This window comes from Bacillus solimangrovi (assembly GCF_001742425.1).
Classification (GTDB): domain Bacteria; phylum Bacillota; class Bacilli; order Bacillales; family Bacillaceae_N; genus Bacillus_AV; species Bacillus_AV solimangrovi.
The window spans coordinates 25,385-47,976 of the sequence record NZ_MJEH01000023.1 but is presented as its reverse complement, the minus strand read 5'-3'; the positions used below and the strand labels follow the sequence as shown (position 1 = coordinate 47,976).

Annotated in this window: 22 protein-coding genes and 2 tRNA genes; all 24 read right to left on the bottom strand. The window is 37.2% G+C overall.

Features of this window, described 5'->3' with window-relative positions; translation table 11 throughout:
* Positions 1 to 406: 406 nt before the first annotated feature.
* The 24 genes from lysS to BFG57_RS09910 all read right to left on the bottom strand — a co-directional run bounded on the left by lysS (position 407) and on the right by BFG57_RS09910 (position 22,568).
* Positions 407 to 1,894: a lysine--tRNA ligase gene (gene lysS, locus BFG57_RS10025; protein ID WP_069717359.1), complete on the bottom strand. Its 1,488-nt coding sequence runs from the start codon at positions 1,892 to 1,894 to the stop codon at positions 407 to 409.
* Between the two features lie 290 nt (positions 1,895 to 2,184).
* Entirely contained in the window at positions 2,185 to 3,177 is a 993-nt protein-coding gene (dusB, locus tag BFG57_RS10020; RefSeq protein ID WP_069717358.1) for a tRNA dihydrouridine synthase DusB, read from the bottom strand.
* A 31-nt stretch (positions 3,178 to 3,208) separates the two neighbouring features.
* Positions 3,209 to 3,700, bottom strand: coding sequence for a 2-amino-4-hydroxy-6-hydroxymethyldihydropteridine diphosphokinase (gene folK, locus BFG57_RS10015; RefSeq protein ID WP_425388498.1), 492 nt, complete (start codon positions 3,698 to 3,700; stop codon positions 3,209 to 3,211).
* Positions 3,700 to 4,062, bottom strand: coding sequence for a dihydroneopterin aldolase (gene folB / locus BFG57_RS10010; RefSeq protein WP_069717356.1), 363 nt, complete (start codon positions 4,060 to 4,062; stop codon positions 3,700 to 3,702). The genes folK and folB overlap by 1 nt, the downstream gene beginning before the upstream one ends.
* Positions 4,063 to 4,072: 10 nt before the next feature.
* Complete coding sequence (folP, locus tag BFG57_RS10005; RefSeq protein WP_069717355.1) at positions 4,073 to 4,897, bottom strand: dihydropteroate synthase; 825 nt, start codon at positions 4,895 to 4,897, stop codon at positions 4,073 to 4,075.
* A 20-nt stretch (positions 4,898 to 4,917) separates the two neighbouring features.
* A complete protein-coding gene (pabC, locus tag BFG57_RS10000) occupies positions 4,918 to 5,775 on the bottom strand; it encodes an aminodeoxychorismate lyase (protein ID WP_069717354.1) in 858 nt (285 codons plus the stop codon).
* Complete coding sequence (gene pabA / locus BFG57_RS09995) at positions 5,772 to 6,350, bottom strand: aminodeoxychorismate/anthranilate synthase component II (protein WP_069717353.1); 579 nt, start codon at positions 6,348 to 6,350, stop codon at positions 5,772 to 5,774. The genes pabC and pabA overlap by 4 nt, the downstream gene beginning before the upstream one ends.
* Before the next feature lie 13 nt (positions 6,351 to 6,363).
* Positions 6,364 to 7,791, bottom strand: a complete 1,428-nt coding sequence (locus BFG57_RS09990) for an anthranilate synthase component I family protein (RefSeq protein WP_069717352.1) — start codon at positions 7,789 to 7,791, stop codon at positions 6,364 to 6,366.
* Between the two features lie 152 nt (positions 7,792 to 7,943).
* The gene (gene cysK / locus BFG57_RS09985; RefSeq protein ID WP_069717351.1) at positions 7,944 to 8,870 is read right to left on the bottom strand and encodes a cysteine synthase A; all 927 of its coding nucleotides are present in this window, start codon (positions 8,868 to 8,870) and stop codon (positions 7,944 to 7,946) included.
* 142 nt (positions 8,871 to 9,012) lie between these two features.
* Positions 9,013 to 9,894 carry an Hsp33 family molecular chaperone HslO gene (hslO, locus tag BFG57_RS09980; protein WP_069717360.1) on the bottom strand — a complete coding sequence of 294 codons (882 nt, stop codon included), beginning with the start codon at positions 9,892 to 9,894 and terminating at the stop codon, positions 9,013 to 9,015.
* Positions 9,895 to 9,912: 18 nt separating this feature from the next.
* Complete coding sequence (locus tag BFG57_RS09975; protein ID WP_069717350.1) at positions 9,913 to 10,686, bottom strand: type III pantothenate kinase; 774 nt, start codon at positions 10,684 to 10,686, stop codon at positions 9,913 to 9,915.
* Between the two features lie 218 nt (positions 10,687 to 10,904).
* Positions 10,905 to 12,827: an ATP-dependent zinc metalloprotease FtsH gene (ftsH, locus tag BFG57_RS09970; RefSeq protein ID WP_069717349.1), complete on the bottom strand. Its 1,923-nt coding sequence runs from the start codon at positions 12,825 to 12,827 to the stop codon at positions 10,905 to 10,907.
* Between the two features lie 74 nt (positions 12,828 to 12,901).
* Complete coding sequence (gene hpt, locus BFG57_RS09965) at positions 12,902 to 13,438, bottom strand: hypoxanthine phosphoribosyltransferase (protein WP_069717348.1); 537 nt, start codon at positions 13,436 to 13,438, stop codon at positions 12,902 to 12,904.
* 50 nt (positions 13,439 to 13,488) lie between these two features.
* Positions 13,489 to 14,892: a tRNA lysidine(34) synthetase TilS gene (gene tilS, locus BFG57_RS09960; protein ID WP_069717347.1), complete on the bottom strand. Its 1,404-nt coding sequence runs from the start codon at positions 14,890 to 14,892 to the stop codon at positions 13,489 to 13,491.
* Positions 14,893 to 15,118: 226 nt separating this feature from the next.
* The gene (locus tag BFG57_RS09955) at positions 15,119 to 16,090 is read right to left on the bottom strand and encodes a protein kinase domain-containing protein (RefSeq protein WP_342670298.1); all 972 of its coding nucleotides are present in this window, start codon (positions 16,088 to 16,090) and stop codon (positions 15,119 to 15,121) included.
* The gene (locus BFG57_RS09950) at positions 16,062 to 16,799 is read right to left on the bottom strand and encodes a VWA domain-containing protein (RefSeq protein ID WP_069717345.1); all 738 of its coding nucleotides are present in this window, start codon (positions 16,797 to 16,799) and stop codon (positions 16,062 to 16,064) included. The genes BFG57_RS09955 and BFG57_RS09950 overlap by 29 nt, the downstream gene beginning before the upstream one ends.
* Positions 16,800 to 17,083: 284 nt before the next feature.
* The gene (spoIIE, locus tag BFG57_RS09945) at positions 17,084 to 19,534 is read right to left on the bottom strand and encodes a stage II sporulation protein E (RefSeq protein WP_069717344.1); all 2,451 of its coding nucleotides are present in this window, start codon (positions 19,532 to 19,534) and stop codon (positions 17,084 to 17,086) included.
* A 425-nt stretch (positions 19,535 to 19,959) separates the two neighbouring features.
* Positions 19,960 to 20,031: transfer RNA gene (locus tag BFG57_RS09940), tRNA-Glu, on the bottom strand.
* An 11-nt stretch (positions 20,032 to 20,042) separates the two neighbouring features.
* A tRNA-Met gene (locus BFG57_RS09935) sits at positions 20,043 to 20,119 on the bottom strand.
* Between the two features lie 252 nt (positions 20,120 to 20,371).
* Complete coding sequence (locus BFG57_RS09930) at positions 20,372 to 20,830, bottom strand: S1 domain-containing RNA-binding protein (RefSeq protein ID WP_069717343.1); 459 nt, start codon at positions 20,828 to 20,830, stop codon at positions 20,372 to 20,374.
* Between the two features lie 73 nt (positions 20,831 to 20,903).
* The gene (locus BFG57_RS09925) at positions 20,904 to 21,287 is read right to left on the bottom strand and encodes an FtsB family cell division protein (RefSeq protein WP_069717342.1); all 384 of its coding nucleotides are present in this window, start codon (positions 21,285 to 21,287) and stop codon (positions 20,904 to 20,906) included.
* A 13-nt stretch (positions 21,288 to 21,300) separates the two neighbouring features.
* On the bottom strand, positions 21,301 to 21,891 hold the full coding sequence (gene yabQ, locus BFG57_RS09920) for a spore cortex biosynthesis protein YabQ (RefSeq protein ID WP_069717341.1): 591 nt from the start codon (positions 21,889 to 21,891) through the stop codon (positions 21,301 to 21,303).
* Positions 21,888 to 22,190 (bottom strand): sporulation protein YabP, encoded by a 303-nt coding sequence (yabP, locus tag BFG57_RS09915; RefSeq protein ID WP_069717340.1) that lies wholly within the window; start codon positions 22,188 to 22,190, stop codon positions 21,888 to 21,890. The genes yabQ and yabP overlap by 4 nt, the downstream gene beginning before the upstream one ends.
* A 111-nt stretch (positions 22,191 to 22,301) precedes the next feature.
* Positions 22,302 to 22,568, bottom strand: a complete 267-nt coding sequence (locus tag BFG57_RS09910; RefSeq protein ID WP_069717339.1) for an RNA-binding S4 domain-containing protein — start codon at positions 22,566 to 22,568, stop codon at positions 22,302 to 22,304.
* Positions 22,569 to 22,592: the final 24 nt, after the last annotated feature.

Sequence of the window (22,592 nt, the reverse complement as noted above, 5' to 3'; positions counted from 1 at the left end):
CAAACTCTCCGATAAAAGATTGTTTGAAACTTGCTCGCACAATGTGTTCATTTCGTTCAGTTTTCAAAGAACATTTGGTGTCGCTTTTTGTCGGCGACTTTTATATAATATCATTTCTAATTCCTGATGTCAACAACTTTTTTAAGAAGTTTTTTTCAGTAAGTTGTCGTCTTTCGTGACAACGAATATAAATATACCAACTATTAAAGGTAGAGTCAACACATTTTTTCAAAAAAATAAAACTTCCTTGAATTAATATAACCTCAATCAAATTCAATTAACGTTTTACTTATAGAGAAGCTTTACCAAACAAGAGATCGTTGCGCTACTACACCAAGACGAAAAACTTGTATCATAGAATATAAAAAAGCTAGCTCTATTAATATATAGAGCCAGCTTCTATTCGTTATTGCTGATGGCGCATTTGAGGGAACAGTAATACATCACGAATTGAAGGAGAATTCGTCAATAACATCACAAGACGATCAATTCCAATCCCTAAACCACCTGTTGGAGGCATACCATACTCTAACGCTTCTATGAAATCATCATCCATGAGATGAGCTTCGTCATTACCTTCTTCACGTTCTTTAAGCTGAGCTTCAAAACGTTCACGTTGATCAATTGGATCATTTAACTCAGTGAATGCATTCGCATGTTCGCGCCCAACAATAAATAATTCAAATCGATCAGTAAAACGTGGGTCTTCTTCATTCTTTTTAGCTAAAGGTGAAATTTCTACAGGATGCCCATAGATAAAAGTAGGTTGAATTAGCTTTTCTTCTACTCTTTGCTCGAAAAACTCATTCACAATATGACCAAACGTCATCGTAGGTTTCACTTCAATATTGTGTTCCTTAGCTAAAGCGTGTGCTTCTTCATTAGTCATCTCTTTCCAGAAATCTACACCTGTATATTCTTTAACAGCATCAACCATATGAAGACGTGTCCATTCAGGTTCAAGCTTAACTTCATAATCACCGTACTGGACAGTCGTAGTACCAAGTACTTCTTTTGCAATATGAGCAATAACATTTTCAGTCAAACGCATAATATCACTATAATCCGCATACGCTTCATACAATTCAATCATTGTAAATTCAGGATTATGACGTGTTGAAATCCCTTCATTTCTGAAAACACGACCAATTTCATATACTTTTTCTAATCCACCTACAATTAAGCGTTTCAAATGTAACTCTATCGCTATACGCATATATAACTCCATATCAAGAGCATTATGATGTGTAATGAATGGACGTGCCGATGCACCACCTGGAATAGAGTGCATAGTCGGTGTTTCTACCTCTAAATAACCGAGATTATCAAGATAACGACGCATTGATTGTAAAATTTTACTTCTCATTACAAATGTATCACGGCTCTCCGGACTCATAATCAAATCTAAATAACGCTGACGGTAACGTTGCTCAACATCTTTTAAACCATGAAACTTCTCTGGGAGTGGACGCAGAGATTTTGAAAGCAAAATAAACTCATTTGCTTTTACTGATAGTTCGCCAACTTTTGTCTTAAACATAACACCTTTAATACCGACAATATCACCGATATCAGCTGTATTAAAAATACTATATTGCTCTTCACCAACACGATCTTGACGGACATAAATTTGCACTTGACCTTCAAGATCTTGTATATGAGCAAAACCTGCTTTCCCTTTACCACGCTTTGTCATGATACGGCCTGCAATTGTTACTTCAATTTCCTTCTCATCTAACTCTTCTTTAGAATATTGGTCAAATTCTACTCGAAGCTGAGATGAACTGTAAGTACGCTCAAAGCGTTTCCCAAACGGATCAATTCCGCTTTCACGCAAAGATTGCATTTTATCTCTTCGCACACGCATGAGGTCGTTTAATTCTTCTTGACTCATTTCATCATCTCCAAACTTTTTTCTATTATAAAATATATCTTAATATACGACTTAAAAAGGAGTACTACAAATAATAAGAATACGCAAATATTCTATAAGATTCAACAAAATCTATCTATTCCATACACTCTAACTAAATAAAATAAAGAAAAATTCACAACTTAGCGCATTTAAATGATACTAATATATCCTAAAGGATCAAGATAATAAGATACAACCTAACATTCACGATTACATTCAATCTATTAATGAACAAAAAACTACCAGCATTATACTGGTAGTTCCCGCTTTTACACCATCACTCGTTGTTGTGCCTCTATCTCTTCAACAAAACCATCAAGTAATGTCACTATATCTTCACGTGTATTACATTCATTGATTGCATTTCTCACTTTTGCATTTCCACGCAATCCTTTTAGATACCAAGCAGCATGTTTACGCATTTCCATAACCGCAACCTTTTCTGTCTTCAAATCAATTAACCGGTCCATATGCAGTTTACACACATCTATTTTCTCCCTAGCATCTGGCTCACCGATTAACTCACCTGTTTCCAAATACTTTACAGTTCGATAGATCATCCATGGATTCCCAAGCGCAGCGCGACCGATCATAACTCCGTCACAACCAGTTTGGTCTAACATTCGCTTAGCATCTTCTGGAGTTGTTACATCTCCGTTCCCAATTACAGGTATCTTTACTGACTCTTTCACTTGCTTAATAATATCCCAATTAGCTTGACCTTCGTACATTTGTACACGCGTACGACCATGTAATGCAACAGCTTGACCACCAGCACGTTCAACCGCCTGTGCATTCTCGATCGCATAGATTGTATTATCATCCCAACCCATACGCATCTTTACCGTTACTGGTTTATCAACAGCATCTACTACAGCTGAAACAAGGTCATAGATTTTTTCTGGTTGTAGTAACCATCTTGCACCAGCATCACATTTTGTAATTTTGGGAACTGGACAGCCCATATTAATATCTATAATATCAGCCGTTGTATTTTTTTCTACAAACTTAGCTGCTTCAACAAGCGTATTCTTTTCACCACCAAAAATTTGTAAGCTCAACGGTTTTTCACGCTCATCAATATATAACATTCCCATTGTTTTCTTATTATTATATAGAATTGCTTTATCACTAACCATTTCAGCACAAACAAGACCTGCACCAAACTCTTTAACTGTTAGACGAAATGCTGAGTTACACACTCCCGCCATAGGCGCAAGTACTACTTGATTTTTCATTTCTATATCACCGATTTTTAACATTACTGTCACCTCTTTTGCAGTACAGATTATTTTAGAAAGTTAGCTGTTGGCTCGCTCGCCATACTCGCATACCTTCCACACTCGTATTTATATCAAAAGACTGAAGGTACATTTTCATAGTATCGTTTACGACCTCTAATAACGGAACCATAACAAAATTACGCTCCATCATACGTGGATGAGGAATCGTTAGATACTCTGTCTCAATATTTTCGCGGTCAAACAATAAAATGTCAAGATCTAACGTCCGTGGTCCCCAACGCACATCACGTATGCGCCCATTTTCATTTTCCACTTTCTGGGTTAGTTGTAATAATTGATTAGGCGTTAGTGTTGTTGAAATGCAAATTACCATATTTAAAAATTGGGGTTGATCGGTATAACCTACAGGGTCTGTTTCATAAACAGAAGATACTTTTATTACATCAACGTTAGGATCGCTACTTAAAGCACGGATCGCTTCTATGATGTGCCCGTCTCGCTCACCAACATTTGAACCTAACGCAAGATAAACCGTATGCATCACTTTCTCTGCCTCGTCATTTCAACAGCAACAGAGTCGTAGTAGCCAGGAATTGGCGGATCAGGCTTTACAACCTTAACTGTTACTTGATTTACACGATCAAACTTATTTAATATCACTAAACAAATCTCTTCAGTGACCGTTTCTACTAAATCACGTGGATCGCCCTCCACAATACCCCGAACCGCTTCATATACCTTCCCATAATCAACCGTCTTCTCAAGATCATCAGTTACAGCAGCCTCATGTAAGTCAATCTCTAACACAAGATCAACAAAGAAACGTTGCCCTAATTTATTTTCTTCTTGGAAAACACCATGGTAACCCCAAAACGCTAATTTATTCATATAAATTTTATCCATATTATTACACCTACTTTCCAAGCATCGCGTCCATCATCATTGCCATTCTCTTCATCTCTTTAACATCATGTATACGAACAAGTTGACACCCTCGTTCAATTCCGAGACAAACCGTTGCACCAGTCCCTTCCATACGCTCCTCGACTGGTAAATCTAACGTTAATCCAATAAATGATTTTCTTGAAGTACCTAGTAAAAATGGGTAACCTAATATTTGAAGCTCATCCATACGACGCATAACTTCAAGGTTATGCTCATACGTCTTAGCAAAACCAATACCAGGATCAAGAATAATCCGTTCATCTCTAACTCCCGCTCTTTTTACAATATCAATACTTTCTCGAAGATCTTCTTTCATATCTTCTATAATATCGCCATACTTTTTATTATCCCGATTGTGCATAAGAATTATCGGAACATCATAATGAGCAGCAACATCAGCCATACGCGGATCAGCCTTTGCTCCCCAAACATCATTAATGATATGAGCACCAGCTTTAATTGCTTTTTCAGCAGTTTCAGACTTATACGTATCAATTGATATTGGGACATCGACCTCAGCTCTTATCGCTTCAATCTTAGGAATGACTCGTTTCAATTCCTCTTCTACATCCACTTTACCTGCTCCAGGTCTTGTTGATTCACCGCCAATATCTATAATATCTGCTCCATCTAAAACCATTTGATGTGCTTGCTGTACAGCTCTTTCACAATCATTAAATCGTCCACCATCAGAGAATGAATCCGGTGTTACATTTAAGATACCCATTATCCAAGTTCTCTCCATTAAATCCATTGAGAACTTATCGAATTGTAAGATTCTATTTTTTAACATTGTCAAAAAGCCACCTCTGCTTATGTTAACTCATCTATACTCCATAGCGAATGCACATATTGTCCATACTCATTCATTAACTTAGGAACGACTTGATGATTTTGATTCTCAGAATGTTCCTCCACACTCGCTAATGAAACAATTTCTTGAATAGAATTCGTAATGAACGCTTCATCCGCATTTAATAATTCAACCTTCTCATAAAATCCTGTTTTCACTGTATATCCTAGACGATTTGCAATTTTAATAACCAACATTCGCGTAATACCATTTAAAATTCCTGTCTGAACATGGGGTGTATATATCACATCACCTTTAACCCAGAAAATATTTGAAACAATCCCCTCTGCAATATGACCGCCATCTGTTAGAAAAATACCTTCTATGTTAGGATTACTCCCTACCTCACGCTTAGCTATAATGTTATTTAAATAATGGTGTGACTTCAATCGTTCAGGTGATTCGGGTGTATTACGTATTGTTTTTAAAAACAAAGCTTTCTTAGTAGGAAAATAACCGTTATTCGGAACTTGTTTCATCATGAACATCACAGTTGGTTCTGTATAGGGATCTGTTTGTAGCCCTATAGCTCCTGTCCCTGCAGATACATTCATACGAACGTAAGCATTTTTTAATTGGTTTGATCTAAGCAGGTCATCAATGATTTGCATAACCTCTTGACGTGATATATCCCATTGTATATTCATGACTTTAAGTCCGGCTCGCAAACGATTAAGATGGTCATCCAATAGAAATGGATGACCATCATATACTCGAAACGTCTCAAATAAACCTAAACCATACATATAACCATGGTCAAACGGAGAAATTTTCGCCTCAGATTGAGGTATTATTTCTCCGTTCAAATAGATGTTCATTCTCTCTCACCATAGCTATCAATAAAATTCTTCAATAACTGCTTTCCTAAATCTGTCATGATTGACTCTGGGTGAAATTGCACTCCCTCAATTGGTAGTGTTTTATGACGAATTCCCATTATCTCTCCTTCTTCAGTCCAAGAAGATATCTCAAAACAATCAGGCAACGTTTCTCTTTTTACAATTAATGAATGATACCGAGTAGCTGTAAATGGGTTTTCTAACCCTGCATAGACTGTTTTCCCATCATGGCTCATTTGAGATGTCTTACCATGCATTAATCGGTCTGCACGAACAACATCTCCACCAAATACTTGTGCGATAGATTGATGTCCAAGACAAACACCAAATATCGGAATCTCTCCAGCGAACTCTTTAATTGCCTCCATACTAATTCCTGCTTCATTAGGAGAACATGGACCTGGAGAAATCATCAGAAACCTCGGATTAAGTTTGCGAATTTCTTCAATCGTTACTTCATCATTTCTTCTCACGACTAACTCTTCACCAAGTTCTCCCAAATACTGAACAAGGTTATACGTAAATGAATCGTAATTATCAATCATTAAAATCATGCTCAACTCACCTCTACTCTACTTTTGTTAAAATTTCTTGTTCACTCAACTCTTTGGCTTTCCACAGTGCTTTAGCTTTCTTAAGAGATTCTTTATATTCTGCGGCTGGAATTGAATCAATAACGATTCCGGCTCCTGCTTGAACATGTGCTAGTCCACCTTTTGCAATAAGAGTTCGGATTACGATATTTAATTCCATCTCACCATCAAAACCAAACCAGCCAATCGAACCTGTATAGATTCCACGACGAACCGCTTCAAATTCTTCTATAATTTCCATCGTCCGAACTTTTGGCGCACCTGTAATTGTTCCCCCTGGAAACACCGCATCAACAATATCGTATGCATCACATTCTTGACGAAGCTCACCAACCACATTAGATACGAGGTGCATCACATGTGAGTATCGCTCTATCGTCATAAATTGATCAACTTTCACACTTCCATATTCAGAAACTTTCCCAAGGTCATTACGTTCAAGGTCAACAAGCATGACATGCTCAGCACGCTCTTTTTCATTATTGAATAACTCATTAGCAAGTGCATTATCTTCAAATTCGTTTTTTCCTCGAGAACGTGTTCCTGCAATTGGGCGAGTTGATACAATATCGCCTTGCTTTTTCACTAACAATTCTGGCGAGCCTGATACAAGCTGCATATCTTTGAAATGCAAATAACTCATGTAAGGTGACGGGTTCAACTCACGTAATTTTTCATAAATATGAAAGGGTGATGTGTGCATCGGACGTGACTCTCTCACCGATAAGTTCACTTGAAAAACGTCACCATCCGAAATATATTGCTGAACCTTTCGCACTGCATCTTCAAACTCTAATTGACCAAAAGAACGCATCGGTTCACTATCATTTTCTTTCCATTCTTGTTGTTCTTCAACATCATTATAGCTAGTTTGCCACATTTCAAGCAGAAAGGCTAATTGTTTACGTGCAACCTCTTCATCTTCTCTGTTAACGATTAACCATAATTCATTTGTATTATGGTCATAAACGGCTACATCTTCAAAAATGAGGAAATATAGATCAGGTGTATCTAAATCATCTGATGCACTTATTGGGAGTTGTTCAATATAACGAACATAGTCATAACTAATATATCCAATCGCTCCACCTTGAAAATCAGGTAATTTAGGATCGTGAGGTGTTTTATACTTCGACATCCAATCTCTCATCAGATGTAATGGATTGCCTTGTTGTGTAATCGTTTCGTCCTTTGTTAATATCGATAAATGATTACTTTTCCCTTCCAAAACCGCGATTGGGTTCAAACCAACAACACTATATTTGCCTGCTCGTCCACTTTCCAATAAGACGTGTTCTGGCTGTTCTTTTGATAAAAAACGGTATTGCTTATACCAACGTTCTTCCGTAAATGGAAGTACTTTTGCATATGTTCGGCGTTTTACGTTTGTTTGTTGCTGCATCCAATTCACACTCCATAAAGCTGTTGACCTTATTTTATACTTAAATTAGGTTTAACTTCAATTAAGGAAAACAATTTCCTATAATCACCTCATATCAAAAAAGGAAAAGAAAAAAGACAGCTCCTTTAAGAACTGTCTTAAAACCTATAGTTTTATTCTTCTTCAAACTGGTAAAGTGGAGTACTTAAATAACGCTCACCATTACTTGGTATAACAGCTAAAACTTTCTTTCCTTGACCAAGTTTTTTTGCAACCTTCAATGCAGCCGCAATCGCTGCACCTGATGATATTCCTCCAAGGATACCTTCTTCACGAGCAGCACGACGTGCAAAATTGAATGCTTCATCATTTTCAATTGTAATGACTTCATCATACACATCTGTATCCAACGTATCTGGTACAAATCCCGCTCCAATCCCTTGAATCTTATGTGGCCCAGGTTTACCACCTGAGAGAACAGGGGAATCAGTAGGCTCAACAGCAATGATCTTAATGTTTGGATAGTTTTCTTTTAACACTTCACCTGCACCGGTAATTGTACCACCTGTACCTATACCAGAAACAAATGCATCTAATTGCTCTCCCATTTGAGAAACTATTTCCTTACCAGTCGTTCTACGATGAATTTCAGGGTTCGCCTCATTTTTAAATTGCTGTGGCATAAAGTAGCCTTCTTTTTTAGACAGCTCTTCAGCTTTCGCAATTGCACCCTTCATTCCTTCGGCACCAGGAGTCAAGACTAATTCAGCGCCATAAGCACGTAATAAGTTGCGTCGTTCTAGACTCATCGTGTCAGGCATTACAAGAATAGCACGTAACCCCTTTGCAGCAGCAACCATCGCCAATCCGATTCCCGTATTGCCACTTGTAGGTTCGATAATTGTATCACCTGAAGAAAGATTACCTTTTTCGATTGCATCTTCAATCATAGCAAACGCAATTCGGTCTTTAACACTGCTACCTGGATTCATAAATTCTAGTTTCAAATAAACATCTGCATCATTCTCACTAGTTAAACGATTAAGTTTCACAATAGGTGTTTGCCCAATTAGATCAACAATTGAATTTCCAATACGCATCGTCTCACTCCTAATACCAAGTATTTTTATTGGTTTTGTACTTAATTTAGCAAGTAGTAAGAAAATTGTCAATTATTATTATTCAACTGTTGGCTCTTTAATGCTATTTTTACCCTAAAATCCCAAACACAATGTGTGAAAATTACTCTTCTATCCGTTTGACGATTGCTTCAAGATCTTCTTTTGAAAAATAATATTCCTCACGACAGAAATGACAGGATGCTTCTGCCTGACCTTCTTCATCAATCATAGCTTTTAATTCCTCACTTCCAAGGCTTACAAACGCATTTTCAATTCGTTCCCTTGAACAGTGACAATGAAATTCAACACTGTGTTTATCAATGATCTTAACATTTGCTTCACCTAATATCTCGTTCAATATTTGTTCTGGTGACAGGCCTCTTTCAATTAATTTAGAAATAGGTGGAACAGCTTCGATCCTTTTTTCAATAAATGAAATAACCTCTTCGCTAGTACCAGGCAACAGTTGAATAATAAAGCCACCTGAAGCAAGTATCGAATTATCAGGATTCACAAGCACACCTACTCCAACCGCAGATGGAACTTGTTCAGAGGATGCAAAATAATATGTGAAATCCTCCCCTAATTCACCTGAAACAATCGGTACTTGGCCGGTAAAGTGCTCTCGCATACCTAAGTCTTTGACAATAGAAAGAAAACCATTTGTCCCAACAGCACGGGCAACATCTAATTTTCCTTTATCATTTAAATCAAAGTGCACTTGTGGGTTCGTTACATAACCACGTACCTGACCTTTAGAGTTGCTATCCACAACGATGGCTCCAATCGGTCCGCCACCCTCAACTTTTACAGTAAGCTTATCTTCACCTTTTAACATAGCACCCATCATTACTCCAGCTGTCATAGAACGACCTAATGCCGCTGAAGCCGTAGGCCATGTTCCATGGCGTCTCTGTGCCTCTCCTACCGTTTCTGTTGTATCTACCGCATAAGCGCGCACTTGTCCGTTAAAAGCTAGTGCTTTAATTAAGTAATCTGACATCATGATTCACCTTCCTAGTTAGTTGTTCTGCTGATTACGGGAATATATAAGCTGTAGCCCTTTCAATGTAAGAAATGGGTCTACATGATCAATAATGCTCGTTTCCTGCGCGATTAATGTCGCTAGTCCACCAGTTGCTATTACAATTGGTTTATTCTCAGCTTGCTCTTTCATACGTGCTACAATACCTTCTACTTGTCCTACATAGCCATACAATATACCCGCTTGCATAGCGTGTACAGTATTCTTTCCGACAATACCATCTGGACGAGCAATTTCAACTCGTGGAAGTTTAGAAGCCTTTTCATACAATGCTTCTGTAGAAATATTAATACCAGGTGCAATTACACCACCCATATACTGATTTCTCTCATCAATGTAACAGTATGTAGTTGCTGTTCCGAAGTCTACAATAACAAGAGGATTACCGTACTCATGGATTCCTGCAACTGCATTTACAATTCTATCTGCACCGACTTCACGAGGATTATCCGCTTTAATGTTTAAACCGGTCTTCACACCAGGACCTACAACAATTGGATCTATACCAAAATATTTCTCACACATCCGTTCAAGCGCAAACATAATCGGAGGAACAACAGATGAGATAATAATTCCCTCTATATCTGAAAATTGAAGACCTTTATGAGCAAAAAGGTCTTTCACTGTCATCGCATATTCATCTTCTGTTTTATTTCGTCGTGTCTCCATTCTCCAATGGTATTTAAGTTCATCACCATGATAAACCCCTAACACAGTATTTGTATTCCCCACATCTAATACAAAGATCATCTCACATCACCCATATTATAAGATTTAAAATCATGTAATTTCCTTTTCTTGAACATCTTCCCCATCATAGCATAATTCTAATTAATTTATGAATTGTATGCTTTATTCATAAATGTTTACTCATTATAATTCGATAAATATACCTTGTAAAATCTAAATGAATAATTCATTAGTTTCAAAAAAAAGATGCCCTAGTTAAAGGCATCTTTTTAAAATTTTTATTCTTTAGTGTCTTCTTCCTTATCTTCTTCTGTTTCTTTCTTCTTAATGTTTACTTTCACATTATCTTGTTCAGAAGAATCATCAGAAGTAGCTATACGTTCTGGTAGTTTACCTTCTTCAAACAAACCTTTAATTTGTTCAGCATCCAGTGTCTCTACCTCTAATAACGTCTGTGCAATTAATTCGTGTTGTTCTTTATGTTCAGTCAGTATATCTTTAGCACGTTGATAACAATCTTTCACAATGCGTTGAATTTCAGTATCTATTTCATAAGCAATTGTATCACTGTAGTTTTGCTCATTATTGATATCTCGTCCTAAGAATACTTGACCTTGAGACGTACTACCAAATTGCAATGGTCCAAGTTTATCACTCATTCCAAATTCAGTAACCATTCGTCTTGCTATTCCAGTCGCTCGTTGGAAATCGTTATGTGCACCTGTACTCACTTCACCAAGTACAAGCTCCTCTGCAACACGACCTCCAAGTAGTCCTGTAATTTTATCTAGCAACTCTGGTTTTGTTTGGAAATATCGATCTTCTTTAGGAAGCATCACCGCGTACCCACCAGCTTGGCCACGAGGAACGATCGTTACCTTATGAACCATATCAGCTTCATCTAGTACCATTCCGATTACTGTATGACCCGCTTCATGGTAAGCAACAATATTACGTTCCTTCTTTGAAACCACTCGGCTCTTCTTAGCAGGTCCGGCAATTACACGATCAATTGCTTCATCAATGTCCTCCATCACTACTTGCTTTCTGTCGGCACGAGCTGCCACAAGTGCTGCTTCATTCAACAAGTTCTCCAAGTCTGCACCAGAGAATCCAGGAGTTCGCATCGCAATTGTCTTCAAATCTACGTCTTCACCAAGAGGTTTGTTTCGTGCATGAACTTTCAATACCTCTTCACGTCCATGTACATCAGGACGATTCACCGTGATTTGACGGTCAAAACGACCTGGACGTAATAAGGCAGGGTCTAGAATATCTGGTCGGTTAGTAGCCGCGATAATAATAATCCCTTCATTGGCACCAAATCCATCCATTTCAACGAGTAACTGATTTAATGTTTGTTCGCGCTCATCATGACCGCCACCTAAACCAGCACCACGCTGACGCCCTACTGCATCAATTTCATCAATGAAAATAATACAAGGTGCATTTTTCTTGGCATTTTCAAATAGGTCACGTACACGAGATGCACCGACCCCTACAAACATTTCAACAAAATCTGAACCACTAATTGTAAAGAATGGAACACCCGCTTCACCTGCTACTGCACGTGCAAGTAATGTCTTACCTGTTCCTGGAGGTCCTACTAATAGAACACCTTTAGGGATACGTGCACCGACAGCTGAGAATTTACGAGGGTCTTTTAAGAAGTCCACAACCTCAACAAGTTCTTGCTTCTCCTCATCAGCCCCTGCAACATCTTTAAAGCGTACCTTTTTCTTCTCATCATTGTATAATTTTGCCTTACTCTTACCGAAGTTCATTACACGGCTTCCACCGCCTTGAGCTTGATTGAGTAAGAAGAAGAACAGGATAAAGATAATGATGAATGGAATAATGGACGTGAAGAACGTAACCCATCCACTTGTCTCATCAGCAGGCTGCATGAGAGTATTAGATCCTGCTGCTCTCAGTAATTCATTAATTTCATCCGTAATTGGCAAATAAGTTATAAAACTTTGACCTTCTTCAGATGAAGCTAATTTACCTCGAACTTCATAAACATTTCTTTCTGGTTTAACAACGATCTCCTCAACATTATTTTGTTCCAAAGCTGCTTGGAACTCATCGTATGTTAATGTTTCGGTCTGTTGGTTTCCTCCATTAAAGAGGCTTACTACACCGACCACAACTAGAAAAATCAACAAATAAAATATTGTATTTCGGAAGATACGATTCATTTCTTGCCTCCTCCCAAGAGCGAACAAACTATTTTAAATAGTACCATAATTACATAATTTCACACAACAATTTACTATTCATAAATCTCTGGCTTCAAAACACCTACATACGGAAGATTACGATAACGTTCCGCATAGTCTAACCCATAACCTACAACAAATTCATCAGGTACTTCAAAACATACATAATCAGCTTTAATATCTACTTTTCGACCTGATGGTTTATCAAGTAATGTAACAATCTTAATTGAATTTGCTTTACGGTAACGGAAAAGCTCAACTAAGTAGCTTAACGTTAAACCACTGTCGATGATATCCTCAATTATTAATATGTCTCTTCCTTCTACAGATGTATCCAAATCTTTCAAAATTTTAACTTCACCTGAAGAAACAGTCGAGTTTCCGTAACTTGAAACATCCATAAAGTCCATTTCTAGATGAATGTCCATACGTTTTAACAAATCACCCATAAAAGGCATAGCACCCTTTAGTACGCCAATTGCCAACGGAAAACGCTCTTTATAATCCTCAGATAAAATCTTTGCTGTTTCTTTTACTTGCTTTTGAATTTCTTCTTCTGAGATGAGTACCTTTTGAATTTCATCATGCATTTTGCCTTTTCCTCCTAAATCTATTCCTTGACCTAATTTAATTAAGTTTATCATGGTGTTTTATGAAATCCCGCTGTTAATGAACGGAACGTTAACACAATTTCATCTTCTGACTTTGAAGCATTGCTTTGATACGTCTTCTTTACTGTTGGAATCCAAAGAATATGACCTGTTTGGTCAGTGACAATAGGTATGTTCTTTCGGCTTAATTTCGGGACCTTTTCATCAATAAAGATCCGACTGACCTTCTTTGTTTGTCCATTTGGGAATACTACCATCCTGTCTCCCGGTTGATATGTACGAACAATAAGAGGAGTATTGGTGAAATCATAAGATATTTTAAAATAATCATCATAATTATTATCTAACGTATTATCAAAACTTATAATTGCTTCCAATACAAATTGATCACTTTCAATTTTCCCTGGTGCATAAAGTTCGTAATTGAATGGAGCTGACGATTCAATATTGAATGTCATCATACATCTATCATATTTTCGGACGATTCGCAACTGATTTGGTAAAGTTATGTACCCAGATGGACGGTCACTTTTAATTAAGCGTAAAATTTCTTCAATATGTATGGATGAATAACGCTCAACCTTATTGTTGTAAAGATATTTTAATATTAGATGAATACCCCTCCTTTGTAAAGGAACGGGAACCATCTTAAATAGCTTAATATCCAATGTACAACTCTCTTGTGTTTGTTCAATTAATGCACTTAATACTTTTTCCCAGGCCAAAGTATTTAATAACTGTGATTCTTCGCGTATTACCTCACTCATATATTGCATATGTTCATGCACTCTGGGGTTCTCTTTCTTAAGGAATGGTAATATGTGTTTTCTATAACGATTACGCGTATACCCTTCCTTCTCATTGCTTGAATCTCTACGTGGATAGAGGTTTTCTCGTTCACAATAAGCTTCTATCTGCTGCTTCGATAGGTTTAATAAAGGGCGAATAATTACTCCTAATGAAAACGGACGTTTCACCGGAATCCCACTCATTGCATCGAGGTTTCCTCTAACTGTTCGCATTAGCATTGTTTCAATCTGATCATCACCATGATGACCTAACGCTAGCTTATTAGCACTTACACTCTCCATCACGCTTTTATAAAATGCATATCTACAATCACGAGCAGCCTGTTGAGGGTTTAATTGATGTTTTTTTTGATAAGCTGGCACATCAATACTCTCAGCAATAATATGTATACCGATTGACTTACAAAAATGTTTCACAAATGAACAATCTTCTTCTGCTTCGACACCACGAAAATTATGATTCAAATGTGCAGCAATAATTGTGAGATCCCTCTTCTTACTCATTTTCCATAAAATATGCAACAACGCTAATGAATCAGGTCCACCAGATAAACCAACAACAATTTTATCTCCATCATCAATTAATTGATGCTTAGAAATAAATGACTCAACATTTTGCTCCACCATATTTCAATCCTTTAAATTTGCATAACAAATTCTTATACATTTATTTATGCTAAGAATGTATTACCCATGCATTTTGAAATCTAACCTTTGTATTATTCATCCTACCACTTCTGTTTCTCCTTATGCAAAAAGAATACCTTTGAAAATACAAAACATCTTGAACATTTTGTTACAACTTCCTTATACCCTAAGTTACGGGCCAACCATTCATTTATAGTTTCAGCTAGATCATTTTAAAATAGACATACAAAAAATAAACAGTAAATAATAACACTGTAACAATAGCAGTCTCTAACAGCCCCTTGAATTTTCTCTTTACAACTCTAGATTGAGGTTTATTAAGAATCTGTTTATGCTGTTCTTCTCCACTATTTTCACATTGTTCCTGTGACTGCTTATAAAATGTTTGCATTAAATCTTCCTTCATCTCATGCGCATGCTTATATTTTCCTTGTAATGCACGCAATAAAACAGGGCGAATTTTAGCTAACACTCTGTGACTATTTATATATTCGTCTAACTGCTTAATTCCTCTTCCATCCTTCTTAAACTGCCTCCCTTTGGCTAGTTCAATACAAATAATAGCTACTGCAAATAAGTCATAAGAAGGTTCTGCCTTTCTCGTACCTAAACCCCAATACCCCCTATCATAGAATTCTGTATACTCCTTAATTGCCCTTCCTAATATCGTCGTACCCCCGACATCTAACCAACGTATTTTAGGTGGAGGACCTGTTATGAGTAAATTATCAGGCTTCAAATCACCAAATACCCAGCCTGCTTTATGTAATTCACTCAAATCGGTAAGTAACTGAGAAAGGAACACGAAAATCCAGCTCTCACCTTTTTTTTGCACAAAATTTACTGTCCTTTCTCCTTTCAAATACTCCATTGCATAGAATGATATCGATTGTTTATTATCTCTAACCCAATCATCTACATCAAGCAAAGAAGGTCCAAGAGCGGGACCCTGGACCTTAGAAAGAGATTTGAGCACATTCACTTCAGAAGTAATTGCCATACTATCCTCACTTATTTTAACTGCAACTAACTGTCGATCTGACTGCGCTAAATAGACAACCCCTGTCGCTCCCTTACCGAGCTGTCTTATTATTTGATAACAATTATGATGCCACTTTCCTTGTATAACTGTTCCTGGTTGTATATTAATGTCCTGACTCTTCGAAGTATGCATCATCACGTGAAATCAAACTCCTCAATGAACGTTTTCTCTTAAAATGGCCCATTGCAGCTTGTATAGCTGGTCCAGTTGGTGTAATTCCGCCTGTAGCAAGCTTTGGAAAGATGGATGAGATAGATTCCATTTGAGGCGTCCAATCTAGAATTTTATCTACCTCTTGCTTCTTCCCAGGAAATGCAAACACCGAAAATTGATTATCACCGATACGAGCATTAAGACTAATTGATAGATCCAATAGTGCTTCCTTTACAGTCGGAAGTTTATCACGCATACTCGCACTCGTATCTACGAGAATAAGAACTTCTAGACTCATCGTTTCCCCTAATTCATCGACAACTTCCATCACTTCACCACGTTTTTCTGGTGAGAGTTCCTCCATTGATGTTTGTTTGCCTAAAATTTGTTTCAATTCATTATTAACTATTCCATGTAACGTTTGAGTCATCGCTTTTCTCGTTACCATTTGAACAGTTTGAGAAAGCATTTGCGCGTAAACAATTTGACTAATACCACCTCCACTTAACGCAATATTTTCAATCTCTCGCTTTCCTTGTTCACTTACATCATCATTTTGAATAACACCAATTACATTAATGGTAATACCTTGTTCCTTCGCTAACGCTGCCATCGCTACTGGATCTTCTCCCTGATTTGAACAGCCATCTGTTATAAGTAGCACTTGTTTTAACGTACCCTTTTTCATCGTATTCCCTCCTTCTGAACGAATATAAATGAAGACTTTTTTCATTCTGTAAAATAACATCGTCTAGGTAGTACCATCATCGTCAGAAGTATTTGGAAATATACATTCCTTTAAAAAAGCACAAAGTGTCCACCCACCAGTGGCAAACATTAGCCAAATGAGAGATAATATCCCCTTTACTTAACTTATGACCTCAAGTCAATGAGCTTGCAGCTAGAAATCGCTGAACATTTTCCTTTCAAGAAAAAGGGTAAAAGACAACTACCATCACTAAATTGTTCTTTTTACAAGGCCTTACCATAATAAGTTGGTATAGGAGCCCATTTTGGAGTATTGTGCTCAATCCTCGCTACAACAACCGTCATGTCATCTATTATTTGTCCACTCGTACGAACAACCTCCTCCAATATTAAATCTGCAACCTCTTGCGGGTTCTTTGTCTCAATCTCACGAATCTTTCGTTTCATCCAAACATCATAGTTCTCCACATCACGTGGCCCTTCAAAAATACCATCACTCATCATAATTAATAAATCACCAGCCTTAAGCTGTTCGTTAACTACATCCACCTCCACATCTTCAATAATTCCAATTGGTAAGTTACCAGCTTCTACTTTTTTCACTTTGCCTCCTCTCTTAATAAAACTTGGTGAAGAACCAATTTTAAGAAACTTCGCTTGTGCATCTTGTAAATCAATCATCGCTAAATCCAAAGTTGAAAAAATTTCATCTGTTGTTCGAAGTGAAAGAACTGAATTAATGGATTTAATGGCTACATGCTCATCTATACCAGATTGTAAGATCTTCTGTAAGAGCTTCAACGTTTCATTACTCTCTATATGAGCACGTTCCCCATTACCCATTCCATCACTAATCGCCAAAGCGTACTTGCCACTTCCAATCTCAACTACAGAGTAGCTATCACCTGATACAAACGCTCCTCCTTTCGCAGCTGTGGCTACACCTGTATCTACGACAAAAGCCTTAGCAGACGTAAATGAAACATGACAGTAACCATTTGGATAAGATGCACATTCCTCCTTCTTCACAACAATCGTCTCATCCATAATATCTGAGAGCATCGGCGCAATCACTTTCTCACACTCTCCACTTCCATTGCAGTAAGGGATACTCATTTCAATATCAATATTTCCTTTGTTCAAACCAAATATCTCAACGTGTCCAATTTCGATCCCCATCTTTTCTAAAGAACTTAAAATCTCTTCCTCTTGTACTTGAAGGTTAGCACGCTCCTTTTGAATTTCTTTTGCAAAGTCTCCCATTACCTGTGAAACGCCTAATAATTGCTCTGCCACAAGACGTCGACTTTCTTTTACTTGTTGTTTTAATTTTTTATTTGCTTGATAATAGGACAACTGCTGATAAATGGTATCTACAACCTTCTTTGAATTTTTGCAATGCTTCTCCCAGCTATACTCTAAGTTATTACTAATCCTACCTCCATTCGATTCAGTTTCTTGCATAATCTGCAACATATAATCATATGTTTTTTCGAAATTATCATTCCAGCATGAGCTTTTTCGAAAACAACTTTGACACGTCTTTTCGGTTACGTCACTTAAAAAATAGTCAATCTCCTTCATTTCGTCCTTTTCTTCTTGTATTAACCCTTGTTGTTGGAAACTATTCGAAAGAGTGTGGAAAAGCGTAGAAAATTGTTCCACTCTATTTGCAGTTGAATCACGAATTTTCCTTAAATACTGTTGTTGCTCTTTCCGATATTCTTCAGTTCCTGGGATGTAACGTTCTACTTGAGTGAATAAATAATGTGGTGTAAATAAGAAGAGGGTGAATGAAACCATTGTCTCTAATATTGTTGGCATAAATGCATAAAAATTCTCTCCATAAAGACCGATGAGCAATGTCCCAACGAGAAGACCTGAGCTTACTCCCAGTTTACCGCCATCTTTTAATAAGCCACCAAGTAAACCTGAAAAAGCAAGCAAACTCATTTGATACAAGCTTGATACATCTGCAAGGCTTAAAATAAGACCGATAACAACTCCAACTGTCGAACCAATCGCCGCTCCACCTGCAAATGCAAAAACCACCACTAAGTACCTTGAAAAGATATGTTCAATCGATAGATCATAAATCGACCAACCGATTGTGCCTGTCAGCACTGAAGCACACAAAATCATAAGACATACCATTTCTTCATGTTTCAGTGCTTTATTTCTTTTTTGTGGTGATAAAAGTGGAACTCCCTGAATAAAAATCATTGTAAGGATAAGTCCTAATCCAGCTTCAACGGCGGCCATCATGTAATCATAGTTCGTAATTGCACCAGCCACTGCATATGTATAACCTAACCTAGCAGAAATAGATGCGAGAAGAACTGTAATTGGAACTGATTTCAAAACGTCATAACTAAATCGCGTAATAATTGCGTGAAAGATGAAAAACATAAGGAAAGATGCTGTTATATACACTGAATGCATCCATGTTTGTGATAACGAGCCGATAATTACAGCCAATGCTGCCCAACCTGATTTTTCACGCTTCATCATTAATACGGCGGCGAAAAAAGGAAGAGCAAATGGTGATAGTTGATTTAAAATGATAGCTCGTCCTAGTAAAAAACCAACACATAGAAGAAGGAAATCGGAACTGAACAAATACTTCTCCACATTCGACCTTATTTTCCCCGACCATTCGAACTTAGAAACTTGTACATTAGGAAGAACTTCCAAACCTTTATCAATTTTTTGCATCACCGGTACACCACCTGTAATTTTTTATTATCCCCATTTAATCACACAATTTCTTAAGATTTTGTCAAAATAACAGGTGCTATTTTATAAATCGTTCGACTCCTTTCTAACTAACCTGCCAAAAATAATTCATTCTGAAAGCAAACTCCTCGATATCAGCTTTGAATTATTAGAATATTCCGCATTCTGATAGAAGATTTGTTGAAACTTGGTTTTATTTCTTTTTCATAAGTAAATACAACCTCTAAGTTAGTCGAAATTATTCATATCTACTAAGGCATTAAATTATTATCAAACTAACGTATATTTCATGATTGTCACTATTCTAATCACTCTCTAGTCAACACTAGGAATGTTTACATGTTATTCTTTGTATTTTTACGAAACAAAAAAAGCGAATGTACAATGTACAATCGCTTTTTCAATGACCCGTACGGGATTCGAACCCGTGTTACCGCCGTGAAAGGGCGGTGTCTTAACCGCTTGACCAACGGGCCTATATTCTTTTTGGTAGCGGCAGAGGGGATCGAACCCCCGACCTCACGGGTATGAACCGTACGCTCTAGCCAGCTGAGCTACACCGCCATAAGTATTAAAATCAATCATTAAATGATTGGCACAAAGAGTATAATAATCAACTATCGATATATTGTCAAGAGTACTACTAATATAAAAAAATAAAAGCACCTTCTATTGAAGGTGCTTCTCTCCTATTTCGAACCTGCTCTATAACATATGCTTATCGCAAACTAGCTCAAAGTCATGTCTACTCTTATACCAGTAAAGGAAAATAAACAGCATTTTCCGATTAGGTTTTAAAAATAAGCAGCAAGCTTTTTATCCTCTTTTTGCACCTCGTCCACCGCGTTTTGACTCGGTATTACGTTTTAGTGAAGATAGACGGTCCTCGCTGTCCTTTAAGAATCGCGACATTTTTGACTCAAAATCATCCTTACGAGGCGGTGCACCTTTACCACCACGTGGGCGGGCTGGACGTCCACTTGGTTTAGACGGTCTAACTGGACGAGCTGGTCGTTCTGAACGCTCTGGACGCTCTGGGCGATCCTTTGCCTTCTTGATTGACAACCCTATTTTACCATCTTTTTCAACATTGATAACTTTTACTAGAACTTCATCGCCTACATTAAGGAATTCGTTAATATCTTTAACATAGTTATCATCTACTTCACTAATGTGCACAAGTCCTGTTGAGCCTCCCGGCAACTCGACAAACGCTCCGAATTTAGTGATTCCAGTGACCTTACCCTGTAACTTGCTGCCTACTTCAATTGACATAAAAGAAATGCTCCTCCTTGATTAATTAGAAAAATGAATTTAACTTTATTATACCTAACTCAAATTTAAAGTGTCAATAAGACGGGGAGTCATCAGAAAATTGGAAGATAACTTCTCCTTCTTCGGAAAAAAAATAATCTCTTCTCGCTAGTTTCTTTATATAGTCTACATCATTGAGTTTTGTAATTTCTTCTTTTAAACTCACTTCTTCCTTCTGTAACAACGCAAGCTTCTTTTCTAAATTCTCTTTTTCCAATTCCTTTTTCCCAATTGCTTTCGATTGTGTCATAAATGTTACAGTCATCATCACCGTAACAACTAAAACAAAAGCAGCAAACATAATAAGCCGGCGCTTAAGCATCTTTGTTCGAATACGTTTTACTTCTTGTTTGCGGTCATGTTGTACAGTATACGATGAACGTATCTTCGTAATATTGCGCTTCGGTCCTGTCTGCACTGGTACTTCCCTCCTAAGGACGTATCCTTGCGATCCATTTATGTAACTTATTCTTCAATCTTACTACATTCCCTGCTCCAGCTCTGATAAACTTTTTGACTTTTATCGGTAAAATACGCCAGATAATTTTGCCAATGAGTCGAAATGGGAAGAAAATAACAGACAACACAATTAATATTATTTTCCAAACGAAACGGATCATAAAGAACACTATAGTAATCATTAAACCCCATATTATTATAATCGGCTTAATAAGCAATATTTGTATGACCCTTTTTAAAAAGTGAAACAATGCCTTACATATAATAATAAGCCTCTCAAGTAATGCCCTATAAATACGCTGAAACAATGCTTGATAGCTAGAAAATCCACAAAGGATTGCTATAAAAATATAAAACCTCAATTGACCGTGGTTCACATGTAAGAGCATGTAAAAAATGATTAAGGCCTGTACAACCCAAAAAAGAATATCAAACAGAAAAACAAGCCAAGCTTCTCGCTTGTCTCGATTAAAAAAACGGCGGTATGTATCAAGGATTAAACCTAGCCAAATACCCGCCGCTATCATAAGAAGCATCGTTTGAAACTGAACTGATAAACTCATCGAAATAACTTGCTAAAGAAACCTTTAGCTTTCTCCGATTGTTGGTCATTTAAATAATTCATTTCAAAGACACGACCCTTAATCGAAACAATTCCCTTTTCTGAATCAAGATTCTTCATCTGTAGATTTTCTCCTCTTATCGAAAGGAAACCCATCACTGTTTCGATTAGAAACTCTTCATCATCAAAACTCTCAACAACTTTAACACCTGTAATCTCAAGTGTGCGTCTACCTTTCATAACAATATCATGTTGGGCAGCTGTTTGAGTTTGTTGCGAAGGATCATAATATCGTTCCATCTTGTCCCTCCTCATATGCATACACAAAGGTATCTACAATCGTTTATACCTCAATGTATATGTTGATAAGAGAAAAATAGAACAAGCCTAACCTTAAAAGTTATAACTAGTTTAGTGTGATTCTGTTAAACGTTCTTCCTTAACAATAGAATACATCGATGCTGCATCCTCTTTCTTCGTTGATTCTTTCAACTCTTCTACTTTAACTGTAACAACTTTTTGTCCGAAACGAATTTTCAGTTCATCTCCAACCTTAACTTTCACACTCGCCTTCGCTTCAACACCATTAATTGTAATTCTTCCTTGATCCGCTACTTCTTTTGCTAATGTACGCCTCTTAATTAAACGTGATACCTTTAAAAATTTATCTAAACGCATCTCTCTCACTCTCCTTTTAAGTCG

What these genes read in the sequence shown, in the direction of transcription:
- BFG57_RS09990 (WP_069717352.1), bottom strand. Translation starts at nt 7,791, where the DNA reads ATGCAGCAACAAACAAACGTAAAACGCCGAACATATGCAAAAGTACTT.
- hslO (WP_069717360.1), bottom strand. Translation starts at nt 9,894, where the DNA reads ATGTCAGATTACTTAATTAAAGCACTAGCTTTTAACGGACAAGTGCGC.
- ftsH (WP_069717349.1), bottom strand. Translation starts at nt 12,827, where the DNA reads ATGAATCGTATCTTCCGAAATACAATATTTTATTTGTTGATTTTTCTA.
- folB (WP_069717356.1), bottom strand. Translation starts at nt 4,062, where the DNA reads ATGGATAAAATTTATATGAATAAATTAGCGTTTTGGGGTTACCATGGT.
- BFG57_RS09950 (WP_069717345.1), bottom strand. Translation starts at nt 16,799, where the DNA reads ATGAAAAAGGGTACGTTAAAACAAGTGCTACTTATAACAGATGGCTGT.
- lysS (WP_069717359.1), bottom strand. Translation starts at nt 1,894, where the DNA reads ATGAGTCAAGAAGAATTAAACGACCTCATGCGTGTGCGAAGAGATAAA.
- cysK (WP_069717351.1), bottom strand. Translation starts at nt 8,870, where the DNA reads ATGCGTATTGGAAATTCAATTGTTGATCTAATTGGGCAAACACCTATT.
- pabA (WP_069717353.1), bottom strand. Translation starts at nt 6,350, where the DNA reads ATGATTTTAATGATTGATAATTACGATTCATTTACGTATAACCTTGTT.
- pabC (WP_069717354.1), bottom strand. Translation starts at nt 5,775, where the DNA reads ATGAACATCTATTTGAACGGAGAAATAATACCTCAATCTGAGGCGAAA.
- hpt (WP_069717348.1), bottom strand. Translation starts at nt 13,438, where the DNA reads ATGCATGATGAAATTCAAAAGGTACTCATCTCAGAAGAAGAAATTCAA.
- BFG57_RS09930 (WP_069717343.1), bottom strand. Translation starts at nt 20,830, where the DNA reads ATGTCAATTGAAGTAGGCAGCAAGTTACAGGGTAAGGTCACTGGAATC.
- dusB (WP_069717358.1), bottom strand. Translation starts at nt 3,177, where the DNA reads ATGTTAAAAATCGGTGATATAGAAATGAAAAATCAAGTAGTACTTGCG.
- yabQ (WP_069717341.1), bottom strand. Translation starts at nt 21,891, where the DNA reads ATGAGTTTATCAGTTCAGTTTCAAACGATGCTTCTTATGATAGCGGCG.
- spoIIE (WP_069717344.1), bottom strand. Translation starts at nt 19,534, where the DNA reads ATGCAAAAAATTGATAAAGGTTTGGAAGTTCTTCCTAATGTACAAGTT.
- yabP (WP_069717340.1), bottom strand. Translation starts at nt 22,190, where the DNA reads ATGGAACGATATTATGATCCTTCGCAACAAACTCAAACAGCTGCCCAA.
- folP (WP_069717355.1), bottom strand. Translation starts at nt 4,897, where the DNA reads ATGTTAAAAAATAGAATCTTACAATTCGATAAGTTCTCAATGGATTTA.
- folK (WP_425388498.1), bottom strand. Translation starts at nt 3,700, where the DNA reads ATGCATACGGTTTATCTTGCGTTAGGTTCAAATGTTGGTGAGCGAGAC.
- BFG57_RS09955 (WP_342670298.1), bottom strand. Translation starts at nt 16,090, where the DNA reads ATGCATACTTCGAAGAGTCAGGACATTAATATACAACCAGGAACAGTT.
- BFG57_RS09910 (WP_069717339.1), bottom strand. Translation starts at nt 22,568, where the DNA reads ATGCGTTTAGATAAATTTTTAAAGGTATCACGTTTAATTAAGAGGCGT.
- BFG57_RS09975 (WP_069717350.1), bottom strand. Translation starts at nt 10,686, where the DNA reads ATGATCTTTGTATTAGATGTGGGGAATACAAATACTGTGTTAGGGGTT.